Genomic DNA, 231 nt, shown 5'->3' with positions numbered 1-231 from the left:
TATATTTCCCACTAAAAAAACCAACCGATTATCGGCTGGTTTTTTAATTTCAGTGATCTAATTTCTTATTCTGTAACGATTTCGATTGGGGAATTTGAAAATGTACACGTACTCCTTCTTTTGTATTTCCCAAGTCGACCGTCCCCTCGTGGAGTGTCACGATTCGTTGAACGATGAACAGGCCGAGACCGAACTTCCCTTGTTTCCCTCGCGAAAACTGATGGAACAAGT

Annotated in this window: 1 protein-coding gene; it reads right to left on the bottom strand. The window is 41.6% G+C overall.

Annotation, left to right across the window (positions count from 1 at the left end; translation table 11 throughout):
• Positions 1-49: 49 nt before the first annotated feature.
• A complete protein-coding gene (locus ACSV5T_RS10490) occupies positions 50-229 on the bottom strand; it encodes an ATP-binding protein (protein ID WP_438321118.1) in 180 nt (59 codons plus the stop codon).
• Positions 230-231: the final 2 nt, after the last annotated feature.

This window comes from Veillonella sp. ZSJB6 (assembly GCF_051549505.1).
Classification (GTDB): Bacteria; Bacillota; Negativicutes; order Veillonellales; family Veillonellaceae; genus Veillonella.
The sequence above is the reverse complement of the archived record's forward strand: the minus strand, read 5'-3'. Positions and strand labels throughout refer to the sequence as shown.